This is a genomic window from Shewanella sp. DAU305, assembly GCF_026802235.1.
Lineage (GTDB): Bacteria > Pseudomonadota > Gammaproteobacteria > Enterobacterales > Shewanellaceae > Shewanella > Shewanella baltica.
Genome location: NZ_CP113808.1, coordinates 1,214,139 through 1,231,358 on the forward strand (window position 1 = coordinate 1,214,139; position 17,220 = coordinate 1,231,358).

Annotated in this window: 17 protein-coding genes; 12 read left to right on the forward strand and 5 right to left on the reverse strand. The window is 46.4% G+C overall.

The genetic code is table 11. From position 1 onward, the window contains the following. Positions 1-38: 38 nt before the first annotated feature. From groL to OX890_RS05310, 6 genes are all read left to right on the forward strand, one after another. Complete coding sequence (gene groL / locus OX890_RS05285; protein ID WP_012196636.1) at positions 39-1,676, forward strand: chaperonin GroEL; 1,638 nt, start codon at positions 39-41, stop codon at positions 1,674-1,676. A gap of 410 nt (positions 1,677-2,086) precedes the next feature. After that, a complete protein-coding gene (hipB, locus tag OX890_RS05290) occupies positions 2,087-2,323 on the forward strand; it encodes a helix-turn-helix domain-containing protein (protein ID WP_220591948.1) in 237 nt (78 codons plus the stop codon). 3 nt (positions 2,324-2,326) lie between these two features. Continuing rightward, a complete protein-coding gene (locus tag OX890_RS05295; protein ID WP_268650205.1) occupies positions 2,327-3,628 on the forward strand; it encodes a HipA domain-containing protein in 1,302 nt (433 codons plus the stop codon). Between the two features lie 97 nt (positions 3,629-3,725). Next, the gene (locus OX890_RS05300) at positions 3,726-4,400 is read left to right on the forward strand and encodes an HNH endonuclease (RefSeq protein WP_268650206.1); all 675 of its coding nucleotides are present in this window, start codon (positions 3,726-3,728) and stop codon (positions 4,398-4,400) included. A 758-nt stretch (positions 4,401-5,158) separates the two neighbouring features. Continuing rightward, a complete protein-coding gene (locus OX890_RS05305; protein WP_268650207.1) occupies positions 5,159-5,734 on the forward strand; it encodes a hypothetical protein in 576 nt (191 codons plus the stop codon). Between the two features lie 116 nt (positions 5,735-5,850). Continuing rightward, a complete protein-coding gene (locus OX890_RS05310; protein WP_219253638.1) occupies positions 5,851-6,237 on the forward strand; it encodes a carboxymuconolactone decarboxylase family protein in 387 nt (128 codons plus the stop codon). Between the two features lie 158 nt (positions 6,238-6,395). On the opposite strand, the gene OX890_RS05315 is transcribed toward OX890_RS05310, so the two are convergent. Beyond that, a complete protein-coding gene (locus tag OX890_RS05315) occupies positions 6,396-6,647 on the reverse strand; it encodes a DUF2999 family protein (RefSeq protein ID WP_268650208.1) in 252 nt (83 codons plus the stop codon). A gap of 166 nt (positions 6,648-6,813) precedes the next feature. Here OX890_RS05315 and OX890_RS05320 point away from each other — a divergent pair, with 166 nt between their 5' ends. The 4 genes from OX890_RS05320 (at position 6,814) to OX890_RS05335 (ending at position 11,960) form a co-directional block, all read left to right on the forward strand. Next, positions 6,814-8,310 carry an ATP-binding cassette domain-containing protein gene (locus tag OX890_RS05320; protein WP_268650209.1) on the forward strand — a complete coding sequence of 499 codons (1,497 nt, stop codon included), beginning with the start codon at positions 6,814-6,816 and terminating at the stop codon, positions 8,308-8,310. A gap of 407 nt (positions 8,311-8,717) precedes the next feature. Then, a complete protein-coding gene (locus OX890_RS05325) occupies positions 8,718-10,685 on the forward strand; it encodes a M1 family metallopeptidase (RefSeq protein WP_268650210.1) in 1,968 nt (655 codons plus the stop codon). A gap of 454 nt (positions 10,686-11,139) precedes the next feature. Then, entirely contained in the window at positions 11,140-11,436 is a 297-nt protein-coding gene (locus OX890_RS05330; protein ID WP_006083099.1) for a DUF134 domain-containing protein, read from the forward strand. Then, positions 11,433-11,960 carry a NifB/NifX family molybdenum-iron cluster-binding protein gene (locus tag OX890_RS05335; RefSeq protein ID WP_259527657.1) on the forward strand — a complete coding sequence of 176 codons (528 nt, stop codon included), beginning with the start codon at positions 11,433-11,435 and terminating at the stop codon, positions 11,958-11,960. The genes OX890_RS05330 and OX890_RS05335 overlap by 4 nt, the downstream gene beginning before the upstream one ends. A gap of 7 nt (positions 11,961-11,967) precedes the next feature. Here OX890_RS05335 and OX890_RS05340 read toward each other — a convergent pair whose 3' ends face one another. From OX890_RS05340 to OX890_RS05350, 3 genes are all read right to left on the reverse strand, one after another. Further along, the gene (locus tag OX890_RS05340; protein WP_006083097.1) at positions 11,968-12,315 is read right to left on the reverse strand and encodes a thioredoxin family protein; all 348 of its coding nucleotides are present in this window, start codon (positions 12,313-12,315) and stop codon (positions 11,968-11,970) included. A gap of 62 nt (positions 12,316-12,377) precedes the next feature. Further along, entirely contained in the window at positions 12,378-12,527 is a 150-nt protein-coding gene (locus OX890_RS05345; RefSeq protein WP_006086096.1) for a hypothetical protein, read from the reverse strand. Positions 12,528-12,582: 55 nt separating this feature from the next. Continuing rightward, entirely contained in the window at positions 12,583-13,236 is a 654-nt protein-coding gene (locus OX890_RS05350; RefSeq protein ID WP_126491153.1) for an excalibur calcium-binding domain-containing protein, read from the reverse strand. Positions 13,237-13,648: 412 nt separating this feature from the next. Between OX890_RS05350 and OX890_RS05355 the strand changes: the two genes are divergently transcribed. Then, positions 13,649-14,035 (forward strand): PadR family transcriptional regulator, encoded by a 387-nt coding sequence (locus OX890_RS05355; protein ID WP_006086094.1) that lies wholly within the window; start codon positions 13,649-13,651, stop codon positions 14,033-14,035. Between the two features lies 1 nt (position 14,036). Beyond that, positions 14,037-14,999 carry a hypothetical protein gene (locus tag OX890_RS05360; protein ID WP_268650211.1) on the forward strand — a complete coding sequence of 321 codons (963 nt, stop codon included), beginning with the start codon at positions 14,037-14,039 and terminating at the stop codon, positions 14,997-14,999. A gap of 3 nt (positions 15,000-15,002) precedes the next feature. Here OX890_RS05360 and OX890_RS05365 read toward each other — a convergent pair whose 3' ends face one another. Then, positions 15,003-16,997 carry a diguanylate cyclase domain-containing protein gene (locus OX890_RS05365; RefSeq protein ID WP_268650212.1) on the reverse strand — a complete coding sequence of 665 codons (1,995 nt, stop codon included), beginning with the start codon at positions 16,995-16,997 and terminating at the stop codon, positions 15,003-15,005. Positions 16,998-17,220 lie beyond the last annotated feature (223 nt).

The following is a 17,220-nucleotide window of genomic DNA, read 5'->3' on the forward strand; positions in this document are numbered from 1 at the left end:
ATTCCAATTAATCATTAAAAATTTAAAGGATAATCAAGATGGCAGCTAAAGAAGTTGTATTTGGTAATGACGCTCGCGTAAGAATGCTGGCTGGCGTAAACATTCTCGCAAACGCAGTAAAAGTGACCTTAGGCCCTAAAGGCCGTAACGTGGTATTAGACAAGAGCTTCGGCTCACCACTGATCACTAAAGACGGTGTGTCTGTTGCCAAAGAAATCGAGTTAGAAGATAAATTCGAAAACATGGGCGCGCAAATGGTGAAAGAAGTTGCTTCTAAAGCCAACGACGCCGCCGGTGATGGTACTACTACTGCAACTGTACTGGCTCAAGCCATTGTCGTTGAAGGCTTAAAAGCCGTTGCAGCCGGTATGAACCCAATGGATCTGAAGCGCGGTATCGACAAAGCCGTTATCGCTGCAGTTGCTGAATTAAAAGCCTTATCACAACCTTGTGCAGATTCAAAAGCGATTGCACAAGTTGCGACTATCTCTGCAAACTCTGACGAATCTATCGGCGAAATCATCGCAACTGCGATGGAAAAAGTTGGCAAAGAAGGCGTGATCACAGTTGAAGAAGGCCAAGCGTTAGAAAACGAATTGGACGTAGTAGAAGGTATGCAGTTTGATCGTGGCTACCTGTCTCCATACTTCATCAACAAGCCAGAAACCGGCAGCGTTGAATTAGACCACCCATTCGTACTGTTAGTAGACAAGAAAATCTCTAACATTCGCGAGCTGTTACCTATCCTTGAAGGTCTAGCAAAAACCGGTAAGCCATTGCTTATCGTTGCTGAAGACGTTGAAGGCGAAGCATTAGCAACGCTAGTTGTGAACAACATGCGCGGTATCGTGAAAGTGGCTGCGGTTAAAGCACCAGGCTTTGGCGATCGTCGTAAGGCAATGCTGCAAGACGTAGCAATCCTGACTGGTGGTACTGTTATTGCTGAAGAAATCGGCCTAGAGCTTGAAAAAGCAACCCTGGAAGATTTAGGTACAGCTAAGCGTGTTGTGATCACTAAAGACAACACTACCATCATCGATGGTAACGGCGAGCAAACACAAATTGCTGCTCGTGTAAGCCAAATCAAACAACAAGTTGAAGAATCAACTTCTGACTACGACAAAGAAAAACTGCAAGAGCGTATGGCTAAACTAGCTGGCGGCGTAGCAGTAATCAAAGTTGGCGCAGCGACTGAAGTTGAAATGAAAGAGAAAAAAGCCCGCGTTGAAGATGCTCTGCATGCAACTCGCGCTGCGGTAGAAGAAGGCGTGGTTCCTGGCGGCGGTGTTGCTCTGGTTCGCGTAGCTTCTAAGATCGCTGAAGTTGAAGTATTAAACGAAGACCAAAAACACGGTGTGGTTATCGCACTGCGTGCAATGGAAGCGCCACTGCGTCAAATCGCTACTAACGCGGGTGAAGAAGCGTCAGTTGTTGCTAACACAGTGAAGAACGGTAGCGGTAACTTCGGTTACAACGCCGGTAACGACACTTACGGTGACATGTTAGAAATGGGTATCCTTGACCCAACTAAAGTGACCCGTTGTGCATTGCAATTCGCTGCGTCTATCGCAGGTCTGATGATCACTACAGAAGCTATGGTTGCTGAAATTCCACAAAACTCTGCGCCAGATATGGGCGGAATGGGTGGTATGGGCGGAATGGGCGGCATGATGTAATTTTTGCTGGTCTAAAACGTTGATTACGGCGTTGCTGCTCGCTCACATACACACAACGTATGCTACGCTCACAGCGCCTTGTATTGAACGTTTTATCCTGCGCAAAACATCTGCGGTCTTTAGCTTAATCGCTTAAACCTAAATTCTTGTAAGAGAAAAATGAAAACCCCGACTCGGGTAACTGAGTCGGGGTTTTGTTTTCTTGGTCTAACGACGTGAGTAAGTTTCTGGTGTACTTACCTACACTTTTTGGGTTTTAAGCAGTGAAATGATCATTAAGGTGTAACATTGTACACTTTTGGTTGGCTTGTCATTTTCAACAATCAAAAAGTGTAGTTCTGTACACTTTTATATTGAATGGGGCTGGTTTTAGGGCTAAGGTGTATGAAGTTACACTTTTGGAGATGATAATGGCATCACCGCTAAATCAACAATCCCTCGGTTTGTTAATTAAAGAGCGAAGGAAAAGTGCTGCTCTTACTCAAGACGTGGCGGCCATGCTGTGTGGCGTAACCAAAAAAACGCTGATCCGAGTTGAAAAAGGTGAGGATGTTTATATCTCAACCGTATTCAAAATTCTTGATGGTCTGGGGATTGATATCGTTGCGGCTCAAACCAGCGACACCGAAACTAACGGCTGGTATTAACCTATGAGTACTTCCAAAAAGCTCACGTTAGAGATGCACCTCGGTGATTTAATTATCGGGGAGTTATCCTTTGATGCGACGACCGACACCTTTGCCGTACATTACACCAAGCACTGGCAGCAAAGCGGATTTCCACTATCCCCAACAATTCCCTTAGATGGCACAGGAAGTAGCAGTCAGATATCGATGTTTTTGGTTAACTTATTACCGGAAAACAAAGGATTAGATTATCTAATTGAATCGCTTGGCGTCTCCAAGGGAAATACCTTTGCCTTGATCCGAGCCATTGGTCTCGATACCGCAGGTGCTGTTGCTTTTGTTCCTAAAGGGACTTTGCTGCCTGAAACACAATTACGGCCAATTAAGGCTGAAGAAGTTATTCAGCGAATTGAAGATCCCACAATGTGGCCGATGGAAATTTGGGACGGCAAACCTCGACTGTCGGTTGCGGGTGTGCAACCTAAATTAAACCTGTTTTATAACGGTGAAGAATTTGCATTTGCCGAAGGCGCACTGTCATCTACCCATATTGTTAAATTCGAAAAATATCGCCATTTAGTGCTCAATGAATTTATGACGATGCGCTTAGCCAAGGCGATTGGAATGAATGTGGCTAATGTTGATATCGTTCATTTTGGAGATTACAAAGTACTCTGTGTCGAACGCTTTGACCGACGTTATATGCCAAATGAGCAAAGGGTATTAAGAAGGCATATTGTCGATAGCTGCCAAGCACTTGGTTTTAGTGTTAGCAAAAAATATGAACGTAATTTTGGTTCAGGGCGTGATGTTAAAGATATTCGTGAAGGGGTAAGTTTTAACAGGCTCTTTAGTCTTGCTGTAAAATGTCGCAATCCAGTGGCTGCTAAGCAAGACATGTTGCAATGGGCGCTGTTCAATTTACTAACCGGCAATGCCGATGCACACGGTAAAAACTATTCATTTTTTATGACGCCAAGCGGAATGGAGCCAACTCCTTGGTACGATTTGGTCAGCGTGGCTATGTATGAGGATTTTGAACAACAGCTTGCGATGGCAATCGATGACGAATTTGATCCAAACAGCATTTACGCGTATCAATTGGCCGCATTTATTGATGGCTTAGGTTTACCAAGAAATCTATTAATCAGTAACTTAACGTCAATAGCGCAAAGAATACCGCAGGCAATAGCGGAGGTGGTTTCAATGCTCCCAGCTCTCGATGAGAGTGAAACAGTATTTGTGGCTCATTACAAAGCGCAGTTGCTGGCGAGATGTGATCGTTACCTTAGTTTTGCCGCCGAGGTCAGGGATGTCAAAGTGTAGTGCTAGCTACATCTTATCACCCAGCGGTAATTTCGCAGGGAAGGGGGACTTCTGTCATCTTCGCTTTATTCGTTAAACCATACTTAAGGATAAACCTATGTTGCAATGGAAAAGGACTAAAGCCGTCCGAGGTCAAAAACCACGCTACAGTTTTGAAGAAATTCGTGATTCAACACTGCGGGTGATTCGTGATAATGATGGGGAAATTTTTGTTAGAGATTTCTCAATTGGGGACCGCTTCATTACATACGCCGGACTCAAAGTTGAAATGGAGTCTTTAAACCCTGATGGTGGCAGTGAGGAAAGCGGTTACTACATAATTGTGAGAGAAGTTACCTCAAGTGGCACTGGAAAGAAAACTGATATCAGTGCACAAAACCAAATCGACAAACTATATTTTGGACAAGAAGATAACGAGGAATTTAAATCTCCACATGAAGTAGATGATGGAGAAGTGTATACAGAAGGCGCTGTTAAGCAAGTGGTTGTAAATAAGTATGAAAGAGATCCAAAAGCTCGAAAAGCATGCATAGCTCGCTATGGGTGTAAGTGTAACGTTTGTGGATTCGATTTTTCAGACAGATATGGCAAAAATGGTGAAGGCTTCATCGAAGTACACCACATAAAACCACTTAACGAGATCAAAGGAAGTTATCAGGTCGATCCAATTAACGACCTAATCCCAGTCTGCTCAAACTGCCACTCTATGCTCCATCGAGGAAAAGAGCCATTAAGTATCGAGGAGTTAAAAGCATTAGTGACTAGAAATTAGTAACAGTCCCAAGTGGGAATGAGTAACGGAGAAAGTATGAGTTTTAGCAAGGATGTACAAAAGCAATTAGGGCACTACGTCTATGCGTTGGTCGATCCTAGAGATGAGACGATTTTTTATTTTGGCAAGGCCACAGCTAACAATCGCGCGTTTAACCATCTCAAAACACTCAATAAAAAGATAGGACATTCATATCTTTTTCAGTAAATCGCAGACAAGATTTTAACGAGCCGTCCATTGTTAAATTTGCAGAGTATATGTTTGTAAAAAGGCATACAGATAACTGGATAGTTGGTTGGACTAAGCATTGGCATGTAAGTGACCGTTGACGGCATGGCCGCTCTTTCATATCTGACCCATAGGGATATGGGAAATGTCACTATGATGTCTGGAACATCATTGACCATGTGATCGCGGCATTTGCACTTCCGTATGTAGCAGATGCCGTCGTCGAGCCCTCATGGATACTTCTTGTGAAATAAAAGGGGTGGCGTGTCACTGGAATGACAGTACTTAATAATCAACTTCCGCTGTTAAGCAGCAAACGAGCAGCAAAAGAATTTAACGAGCCATCCATTGTTAAATTTGCAGAGTTTATGCTTGTAAAAAGGCATACAGATAACTGGAAAATTGGTTGAATACTAATATATTGGCAGACATTTAAGCTGAACAAAAATAGTGGGTTAAGCTCTTATTCTCAATTACAATGCACTATTTTTATTCGCTAAATGCGGCATTAAACGAGCAGGAAACCCAGTATGAATATCCCAATGATTACCGTGCTTCAGAGTGCTATTACCGAAGCGCTCGAGAGTATACCAAGCTCTGAGGCGGAGCAGATCTATGCATTGTCTTTCTATATCAACAACGAATATGACGATCCCCGTCTACCTACGCTGACAGTCGGCTATAACACAGTCGACGAGTGGCATGCCTCGATTCCAAAGGCTTCTAGCTCTGACGAAGCAAAATGGAACTATGCCTTCTGGCTTCAAAACGAACTCCTCATCTTTGGGGATCCTGACTCTCAGACTGCGGATATCTTAGCTCGCTGGGTGGCCGATCTCGGTCTCGGGTACAGTGATGCGGAGGAAGATGTCGATTTTGAGCGCTGCCTTGAGCTCGGTCAGGAGATAACCGAGCAATTTGTTGCCGCAGTATGCGTTGTCGCTTCTACACTCCATTCCAACTTAACCGTTAGTCGCGTTTTCGGTCGTTCGGTACCCATCATAGTTCACGAGCTCGAGTACTATAACGAGATCGCAGATCAGACAGAGGCCTGTAACCCTCCCAGACTCGCCGAAGAGTTCGTTGCTTGGGTGCGCTCAATCTAACGTTGGTTATCAGTTATAGGTGGTAAGGATATAAGGCAGATTGGTTGGCGGTTTCAATAAGTCTAATCACATCGCTTAATCACATAGTTTAATCACATAAGAAAAAGGATGCATCGATGAACGATGAGCAATACGAGAAGGGGCTTGAGGTGCGTCGTGCTGTGATGGGCGATAGTTATGTGGATAAGGCGCTCAATAGTGCGACGGATTTTACGCAACCGCTGCAAGATTTAGTTACGGCCAATTGCTGGGGTGAGGTTTGGGTACGTGATGCCATCTCAAGGCAAACGCGCAGTTTGATTACTATTGCGACGCTGGCTGCATTAAAGGCGCCGACTGAGTTAAAGGGCCATGTGCGGGGGGCGCTAAACAATGGCTGCTCGGTTGAAGAGATCCAAGAAGTCTTACTGCATTGCACCGTTTACTGCGGTATGCCTGCGGGGATTGAAGCTTTTCGAGCGGCGAAAGAGGCGATTGAGGAGTGGCAGGCGCAAAACAGTTAGCTCACTTGGTACTATCATTTTGAGCGTCAATGGCTTTGAGGTTTAGTTGCTGTGAGATTTAATTACTTTGCGGTTTAGTGGTTTTAACATTCGCTAGGGGATCTGAGTTACGCGGATTCCCCTAGCGCATGATGTCTACAAACTTGAACAGTCTGCGCTTATTTTTGCAGTTGGGCTTTTGCGGCTTCTACTTTTGAGAAATCCAAACCGAGTTCAAGCACGGCTTCTTTGATCAAGGCCGGTTTCTGCATCACTAGTCCCAGCAGTTGTTGTAATTTTTCGGTTGGGATACCTAATTGACCGAGCGTACCCATCGCCATTAATGGATTTTCGGTTAATGTTTGAAACAGTTCTTGGATCTTAGCGTCACTGACGTTGTGTTCTTTTAAGATGGCAATAATGGGATTCATTGCATTACCTTGTTGATATGAAAGTTAAACAGGTGCCGATTTTATCACAGTTCTGCCAGAGTGGTTGCCTCACACATGGGTATCCGTTGGATGTTGCCACGCTTTACCTATGCCATTAAGCGTATTAGATTTTATCATCCCTTAAAAATAGAAAGGAACTGTGGTTATGCTTGATGTTGTCGCGAACCAAGACAAAAGTATTGTGGTTAAACAGTTACGATACGGGCGTGATAATGAGGTGCTAGTCGTCGATGAGTGGCAACTGCACCCTGCTGAACATTGGGCGATTTTCGCGACCGACAGTTATTGCGGTTCCTTGCTCGGGCGAATATTAACCGGTGACATTCTGCCCGATGAAGGGACGATTGCTGGCCTGCCGCAACGTATCGGCTGGGTGTCACTTGGGTTGCAGCAAGCGTTGCTGGCACGCGAGTTAGAAAAAGACGAGTTGGATTACGGTTCGAGTGTCGAATCCTTAGTGTTGGAATGCTGCCAAGATGCCGCACAACTCGCGCCACTATTACAAAAGGTTGGGCTTGAGCCGCTGCGCCTGCGTGGTTTTCGGCAGTTATCGACGGGCGAAACACGCCGAGTCATGCTGGCGCGTGCGCTGGCAATGTTACCGCAATTGCTGATTTTAGATGACCCTTACGCTGGCCTCGATGTTGAACATCAGGCGAGTTTATCTGAGCTGCTGAGTGAAGTGGCCGAGCATACTCAGTTGCTGATCATTACCTCACGCCAAGAGGAATTGCCGCCGTGTATCAGCCATGTGGCGCTGTTTAATGGCGAGATGCTCAAATCGGGGCAGAGTGTGCACAAACTCAGCCCGTCGATGTCGATTGAGCAATGGCACAATCATCCTGTGATGGCGCAGCTGAATGCGTTATCGGCGCAGCGTAGCGATGAACTCTTGGCCTTGATGGAGCGGCAAAGGCACAACGCCGAGGCGTTTGAGCCTCTGGTCGAGATTAAAAATGGCAAAGTGGAATATGTCAGTGGGCTGATTTTCAGCGGCGTGAATTGGCGCATCGAAGCAGGGCAACATTGGCAAGTTCGCGGCCCAAATGGCTGCGGTAAAAGCACTTTACTGGGGCTGATTTTAGGCGACCATCCACAATGCTATAGCAATGACATCACGCTCTTTGGCCGACCTCGCGGAAGCGGCGAGAGTATTTGGCAGATTAAACAACGGATTGGCATAGTATCGTCGGCGCTGCACTTACAGTATCGCGTCAGTTGCTCGGCATTAGATGTGCTGCTTTCTGGCTTTTTTGACTCGATTGGTCTGTACCAGAAACCCACTAAACCTCAGCTAGATTTGGCAAAGGAATGGTTAGCCATTTTGCACATGACAGGGCTGGCAAGCACCAGCTTTAAGAAGCTCGATTATGGGCAGCAGCGGTTATTGCTTATTGGTCGCGCCTTGATTAAACAGCCCTTATTACTGATTTTAGATGAGCCGTATCAGGGCTTAGATTTTATCAATCGCACCTTAGTGATGCTGGCGTTGGAGATGATAGCCGAGCATCATCTGAGCCAATTGCTGTACGTGTCGCACCATAGGGAAGATGCGTTGCCCGCTATCCATCATTTTGTGGATTTTATTAAGCAGGGCGACGGTTATTCGGTGCAGGTGAGTGATAGCGAGTCCAAGGATTGAGCCCGTCTTAATAAGCAAGCAAGCAAGCAAGCAAGCAAGCAAGCAAGCAAGCAAGCAAGCAAGCAAGCAAGCATCAGCAACCGCTGGCGAGTCACGGCTACTTAGCTGTTTGCTGAGCGTGTAATGTAAATCGGTGATGGAAGTGTTGTTATGCAAAGCTGGGATGAAAAGCCTGAGGCCTGCCATCCCATTGAGCTTTTATTACAAGCGATCTGTCACAAGCTTGCTATTTCACTCGCGGTAACCCGTACAGCACACCCTTTGTAACAATTCCTCGGCGCTCAAAGGCATTTTAAGGGCTGCCTCATTTGGCTTGAGTTGATATCGTATAGTCCATGTTTAGCGTCAGTCTAAAGCGCTACTGCTGTTGTGTGCATCCATCTAAAAATAATAAAGGAATCTCCACTATGCCTCATTGGCTCAGGGCAACTGCCATCCTGTGGGCTGGCTGCTCGGCGCTTGCTGTCGCGGCGCCCAGCACCCCCGCACCTTCACACTTTGATCCACAAACCTTGTTTGCGCCGCTGTCGTTACCTTATCCCGCGACTGCGCTGCGTAATGGTGCGGGCAAGCCCGGTGCGATGTTTTGGCAAAATCGCGTTGATTACAGTTTGCACGCCACTATCGATACGCAAAACGATAAGTTAAGCAGCAAAGAAGTCATCACTTATACCAATAACAGTCCCGATGCCTTGCCAACGCTGTGGGTGCAGTTAGATCAAAACATGTACCGCAAGGATTCCCGCAGTACTGTGGCGTCAGAATGGCGTCGTGGTCAATTTACCGATGGATATCAATTCGATAAGGTCACAGTCTTGATTGGCGGTAAACGCTATGATGCTAAATTCTTAATCGATGATACCCGCATGCGGGTGGACTTGGCCGAGCCTCTGGCGGCGAACGGCGGCAAGCTACAACTGCAAATCGATTATAGCTACCAAGTTCCCGGCACTTGGGGCGGCCGCACTTCAGTCACGCCGTCGACCAATGGCAAGATTTTTGAAATCGCCCAGTGGTTTCCGCGCATGGCCGTATATGACGATCTCCATGGTTGGAACAACAATCCCTACATAGGTTCTGAGTTTTACTTGGAATATGGCACCATAGATTACACGGTCACAGTGCCGGGTAACTATTGGGTGGTGGGTTCTGGCGAGTTAGTGAATCCTAAGGATGTGCTAACCAAAACCGAGCAGCAGAGATTCGCCGCGGCCAAGAAAAGTGATAAAACTGTGTATATCCGCACCTTAGAAGATATTACCAAAACCGACAGTCGCCCAAGTGCGAGCAAAACCTTAGATTGGCATTTCCGTATGGAGCACACCCGCGATGTGGCCTTTGCTGCATCGCCCGCGTTTGTGATTGATGCGGCGCGGATTAATCTACCCAATGGCAAAACGTCGCTGGCGATGTCCGCCTATCCCGCCGAAGGTGTGGGATCGAATAAGTGGGACCGCGCCACTGAGTATGTGAAAGCCAATATTGAGCATTTTTCCCAATGGTATCCTTATCCTTGGCCTGCGGCGGTCAACCTCGGCGGTCAGGGCGCTGGCATGGAATATCCCGGTATAGTGTTTGATGGCATGGACGATAAGGACGATCTGCTGTTTTGGATCACCGCCCATGAACTCGGCCACAACTGGTTCCCTATGATTGTGGGCTCAGACGAACGTCGCCACGCCTTTATGGACGAAGGGTTTAATACCTTTATCGATGTGTATGCCTCGGATGCTTTCAATCAAGGCGAGTTTGCACCTAAACGCGACAGCGAATATGCGCCTAAGGGCGGCAATCCTGTGGATGAAATCTTGTCTGTGTTGGCCGATGCAGAAGCGCCAACTCTGATGGCACCCTCGGAAGCGGTTGCTGAAACCTATCGCCATTCAGTGAGTTACTTTAAAGGTGCCTTAGGGCTGGTCTTGCTGCGTGAGCAGATTTTAGGGCCAGATAGATTCGATCCCGCCTTTAAAGAATACATTGCTACTTGGGCGTTTAAGCATCCTACGCCATCGGACTTTTTCCGCTTTATGGAAAGCGCCGCTGGTGAAGATCTCGCATGGTGGTGGCGTGGCTGGTATCTCAATAATTGGCAGTTGGATATGGCAGTCACAGGTGTAAAAGCTGTAGATGACAAACATGGCAAAGGTACTGCTATCAGTTTGACCAGTAAACAAAAGTTGGTCATGCCAGCCACGCTGCGTTTGCAATATGTTGACGGGACGAGTGAAGATTTTCGTATTCCGGTTGAAACCTGGATGCACCGTGTTTCGCCAACGATTGTCTTACCTGTGACTAAACCTGTGAAGACGGCGACACTGGATCCCGAGCATAAATTACCCGACGCCGACCGCAGCAATAATAGCCTGAGCTTGTAATCGGTTTAGTGTTGAAAATCCCTAAAGCGCCCTAGTGGCGCTTTTTTATAGGCTTTTTGTGACGGGTTTTATGGCTGGGTTTTTATAACGGGATTTTATTGAAGTCATATCCATAACAATGGCTTAATTCATTTGATGCACAGACAGTTGCTTGGGTTTGCACTCCGCTTAAGGCGTTGAATTAGCCATGCTTGATATAACTAACTGTGAGCTGTGTTGCAGTTTGTTATGCCACTGGCGTGAATAATAGTTTCTGGCCTAGGCCAGAAACTCGATGATTATTGTGGTTCATCAACTGAACTTAGCCATCAAGCTTGCGAATCGTTTATATCCATTTACTGCGTTGGCTAAGTGAGCCCGAGTTTCACTATGTGTGCATAAACATGCACTAAGATCTAAAACACTATTTCAATAGATAAAGACTATTTAAAAATTAGCTAAAGATATAAACATTATGCCAAGACCCAAAAAATGCCGTCAATTATCGAGCTGTGTGCCCTGTAGCCTATTTAAGCCAAATGGGATCCCTGCGGTTGAATTAACCCATATTCAATTAGAAGCCGATGAGTTTGAGGCCCTCGAACTGGGTGATGTGAAAAGATTAAGCCAGCTCGAAGCCGCAGCCTTGATGGGGATCTCTCGGCAAACCTTTGGATACCTTCTCGCCAATGCCCGTAAAAAGGTGGCTACGGCCATTACTCAAGGTCAAGCCTTGAGGCTGCCAACCCAAACAGACAAGGATTTATCATGATTATTGCCATGCCGATTAGCCGCGAACGACTTGCCAGTCACTTTACTAAAGCCGTGCAAATTGGGTTTTATAACGAACAGTTTCAGCTAATTAAGCTGGTGGATAGCCCGGCTATAGAGGGTGACTGTAGTGCTAAAAAAGCCTTACTAGAGCTTATTATTCAACAAGGTACCGACATTGTGATTGCCCAGAATATCGGTGAGCGCATGTTAGGAAAGTTGCTCGATGCGGGGATTAGCGTGAGTAAAGGCAGTGTCAGTCAAACTGTGGCGACTTTGCTTGCACAAACGGCGGATCTTAATCTTAGGTTGACGGATGCATCCCAAGGTCGCGCTTCACTCAAACATGCGGCCAAGGGCGGATGTTGTCATTCTACAGGTGACGGCTGCGGTTGCAGCGGAAAAGCTAAAGCAGCATCTGGCTCAACACGTCTTATAAGCACGCCAGCAGCACAGGTTACACTCGATAAGTCAGTGCATTACGCTGGTTTTAGACCGCTGACACACAAGTCATCCCAGTGTTGACTCTGGATTATTCCGTCACGATTAAACCATAGGGGCGGGCAAGCGCCCCTCGAATATCCGCTAACGAAAACACCTTAGAAAACCGTCCAAAGGTTTTGCCATAGAACACACATTCCACCACTGGCAGAGTAAATACATTGTGGCTCGCCGCTATCTCAGCTTGGGCTTGGCAATCGATATAGGCCATCTGCATCAGCGGGAACGCTTGCGCTAACATCTCAGCAATTCTCGGTTTGAGCGTTTGGCACACACCGCAGTCCGGCGCGCCAAATAACAACAGCACCGCTGCGTGCTCGGTTAACAAAGACTCAAGCATCTCTGGTGAGTCAATTTGCGTGATGATATCAGTGTGCATGCGTTGCCATTGGGAAGTTGCTATGGGTATGAATTAATGGGCTAGTTTGCGTGTTTTTAGGGTTAAAGCCAGCCCATTTTTACCACGCTACTACCGATAAATTGACCAAGGTAGAATAAGCCAAGCATGAGAAGCCCGATACTGGCAGCAATCACTCCGGTTTGCTGTATGCCTGTCAGGCTATCTCGCCATTGTTTTAGATTACTTATCATTTTACTACCTGCTCAGGCTTAAGGTTACACGCGTAACTTTACATATGTCGTATCGCTAACGGCACCACTGGCGCTCGCAGGGAATGCCATCATTGTCACCATCCATTTGAGTATTGGGGCAATGTTGGATATAGAATGTCGCTTCTGCGCAGGAACTCATCTGGCTGCAATGGGTTTTACCCGCTTCACATTGGAATCTTGGCGTTGCAGGTGTTTGAGTTCTCACTTTAGTTTCGTACATGGGCATTGGCTGAATGTCTTCATTTGTGAGGACTGGTACTTCATCGATTGCAGGAGCTTCATTAAATTCTTGGTATTGTTTAAAGCCAAAGATAACTATGGCAACGATTATTAGCAGCGGGATTATCGTATTAAATGAAGATTTTCGTGGGCTATGGTAATGGGCTTTGTTTTTGTTATTGAAGTTTTCATTGCGTGATTGGACATGAGAGTGGGAATCGGTGCGTGGCGCTGAGCTTGCCGCTACCACCGCGACGCCTTCAATCGAGGCGATAACCGCTTTTCTTTTTCCGTCATTTTGCACTTCAGTTTGAAACAGAATGCTGTCGCCCACTATGGGTTTTCTCGCCATCTTTTTTAGCACCGAAATGTGAATAAACACATCTTGGGCGGCGTTTTTTTCAGGCTGAATAAAGCCAAATCCCTTTTCATCGTTCCAGCGTACCAGCACGCCTCTATCCATGAGCATTTTCTATGTCCTTAATTTAACGGCTTAATAGTTTTAGTTATTGAATATCAATACTTACTTGAGTCGATCCGATTTATCCCCTTGGAGGAATAAACCGTTTTTAGGTTGGCGAGTCGGCTATTCAATGTTGGATGCTAAGTTACTCAAGCATAGGAAGTTTTGCAATTTTTTATCTTGAATTTGCTTATGTGGGAGTCATTTGCTTTGAGTGTATGGCACAGAGGAAATGTGAGCACTCTGCAGAAACGGTTGGCATTTTTCTAAATTCAATACAAACAAGTGTTTGTGTTTATTTTGAACATAGAGAGCAAAAAGTGCGCAATAAAAACTTGCAATATTACTGTGTGCTGCATAGTATTTGCTGTGTGGCGCACAGTGTGTGTGACACAGTGTTCAGGATGGGAATTCGACTATGACAAGTTCACAGCTAGTCAAAATGCGACTCGAGTTGCGTCGTGGGGTATTAGTGTTGGCAGTACTGGGATTATTAAAACAACCCCATTACGGTTATTCGCTCCGCAAACAGTTGCAGGAAGGCGGTATCGATATTGATGAGGGGACTCTGTATCCCTTAGTGCGCCGCCTAGCCGATCAAGGATTGTTGGATAGTGAGTGGCGACAGGCCGAAGGGCGTGAGCGTCGTTATTACCAATTGTCGTCATTGGGGGCTGAGTTACTCAGTCAACTTACCGATGAATGGCAGCAACTTAATGGCGCCTTGGCTTTTTTGCTGGAGCAAAGCGCTGACACTAATGGCTCTGATATTAACCGCTCAGACGAGAGCGCAGAGGAGATTTGATATGGAATTAGTCGATCGCTATATCGCCGCGGTGCAGCGTGAATTGCCCGAGAACAAGCGTCAGGAAATTGGTCGTGAATTAAAAGCCAATATCTGCGACCAATTGGATGCCTTATCTGAGCAAGGTGAATTGACCGAATCGCAAATTGCCGATGTATTAAAGCAAATGGGTCATCCCTGTAAGGTCGCGCAGCAATTTGTACCGGCAGTGCCTATTATTGCCTCTGAGGATATTCCGCTTTTTAAACATACACTTTTCATGGTGCTTGGTGTTTTATTTGTGCTGCAGGTGGTAGGCGGCACGACTCAATGGCTGGGCTCGGCAGAGGGAAATCTATTCGGATTTATCCATCATATTGCCAAAGGTTTTATCGGCGATGCTTGTCTTGCCTTTACTGCAATTGGCTTGTCTTTTTGGAGCTTTTCGGCTCAAGGAAAACCGCTATCTGGCAGCAATTGCCAAAAATGGCAGCCGCAGAATTTGCCAAAGGTCGGCCCCGGTTGGCAGCATATTAGTTTAAGCGATGTGTTTGCCGATCTGGCGACGTATCTCTTCCTCTTGCTCGTGATCTGGTGTTCTGTGTGGATGAGTAGCGAGCAATTAGCTACACGTACCGTGATTTTTAGCGCCAATGCTCAGCAATTACTGCAATGGTTTAGCCCTATTATTTTGCTGTCTATGGGCAATAGTCTGTGGCAGTTACGCCGCAGAGTGTGGACCACTGAATTGTTACTGGCGAATATGGGGATTAATCTTGCTTATGCCTCGTTCTTAGTCTTTCTGGCATTTAGTTCGCCACTATTACAAACCCAAGTACAAAACCAAGGACCTGAATTACAGGGGATATTTACGTTACTGCAGCTAGATAAATGGCTCAGTTATAGTCTAGTGATTGCCGCTATGTTCCCTGGGTATGAGGTGATTCGTGATGGATTACGTTGGCGTAAACTCGCCAGCCAGTAAGGCTTAACCTAGGCTTTGCAGGTGAGTCTTATTGTTTTTTTTCATCGAATACATGGCCTGATCAGCATGATTGATCAGGCTTTTTGCATCTGTGCCGTTTTCTGGATAAATCGCCAAACCGACGCTGACACCGATATGGATTTGATGACCATTGATAGTGTAAGGCGCGCAAATAGCTTGGCTTATCTGAGGGATCAGTTGGCCGATTCTATGTGTATTGGCAAGGTGTTCTAGCAGGATCACAAACTCATCGCCTCCGAGGCGAGTGATGGTATCCATTTGGCGAATCCCAGATGAAAGCCGTTTCGCGACTTCCTGTAATAGTTTATCTCCCACATCGTGACCAAACTGGTCATTCACTGGCTTAAAGTTATCTAAGTCTAAGAAAAGGATTGCAAAAATATCATCAGACCGTTGGGCGTGCACTATGGCTTGTTCAAGTTTAGTGTGGAATAACACACGATTAGGCAGGTTAGTCAGGGCATCGTGATGGGCGATATGACGCAGATATTCCTCCTCTGCCTTACGTTCGGCAATGTCGGTAATCACAATGACAAAATGAGTCAGGCGGTCATGCTCATTGCGCACTGTATTGATGCGCACACTGAGCGGCAGTAAGTCGCCCGATTTAACTTGTTTGAGTAATTCCCCCTGCCATTGCTCGCCTTGTTGAAGCAGATTTAGCATGGCTTGGCGGGCGTCATCACTATTGTGCCCGTCATTGAGGAAGTGGTTGGCATCGCCGTGCAAATCCTGCTGGGTAAAGCCAGTAATATGAGTAAAGGCTTGATTGATAGAAATAATACTCAGCAGGGGATCGGTGATCATTATGCCGTCGGTGCTGGCATTAAACACGGTTGCCGCGAGCCTGAGTTTATCTTCGGCCTGTTTACTGGCGGTGAGATCCATAAAGTAAGCCACGCCTTCATATTTGCTGCCATTTAAAAAACTGGCCGCTAACATCACAGGCACTAAGGCACCACTCTTGCTGATAAGTTGTTTTTCATATTGTTGGCAGTGACCAAACTGTTCTAACTCTGCAATCGCAATGGCATCTCGTGTTTCATATTCAGGTGGGGTAATTGAGCGCCAGTTGATTAAGCCTGAGGTCAAATCCGCGCGGTCAAAATTGAGCATCTTGAGGAAATGATCATTGGCATCATGGAGGGTGCCATCGAGCTGCCAAGAAATAATCCCTATGGTGTCGGAGTTTTTCAGGCTAGTGAAGCGAGATTCACTGATCAGTAACTGCCGTTCAGACTTGGCGATGTTACGAATGATCTGCCGACTGGCGAAGATCCCAATACTGATAAACAGCAGTAGGGCGCCAAGGCTAATCAACCAGGTCATTTGCTTTACCCAACGTGCGCCTTCACTGAGCACAGCTGAAAATTCAATTTCTAGGCTGAGTAATTCTTCATTTACATCAATCAATTGCTGGCGGTATTGCGCGAGGATTTCGGGCCTGCCACCCAGTTGATTGATTTCAATAAGCATATTCTCGGCGAGTTGCATTACAAACTCGAAGCGTTGATCGGCTAAGCCCCACAGCTGAATCGCTTGCCGCATATAGGAATTGGATTGAAAGTGACGGAAGAACCAGATCAGTGAGTCGGTATCCCGTTCGTCATTGAGGCCCTGAATAAAACCCAGTTTGGCTGCCTGTTCATCGATTGGCGTTGCGAGTAGGGCTTGCCTGGCTTGATGATCACCTTCCATGACGCTCGTCGCTGCGCGATAACGCTGAAAGTCCACATCATTTTGGGTGTAAGAGTAATGGGTGAGATAAAGTACCGCATCTTTTTGCGCCTTGGCCCACAAGCCTTCACCGCGGACATAGGTGCGTACACCATCAAATATATTGCCTTGAATATACACAAGTGCGACGAGGGCGATGCAGATCCCGATAAACATGCTGATGATCAACAGAACCTTAGCAACGGTTGAGCGAGTTCGTTGCCGTAAAATAGCTAATGTGCGCGCGAACTGAGTCCCCATCCTTACGCTCCACAACCAATACAGTGGCGCCACTCTAGAGTGGGCAACTTAGGGAGAAGGAGTGAATCAATTTGCCTGCTATTTTTGAAGGTTATTTTGTTGTTCATCTGTTCCTTAGATTGATTGTTCCACATGCTAAATCAAAGTACCGCTTGGTTGTGGGTCTGCCTCTTCGTTGGGCAATGCACTGTCAGTTAATTAATGTATTGCCAGTTAAGTAATG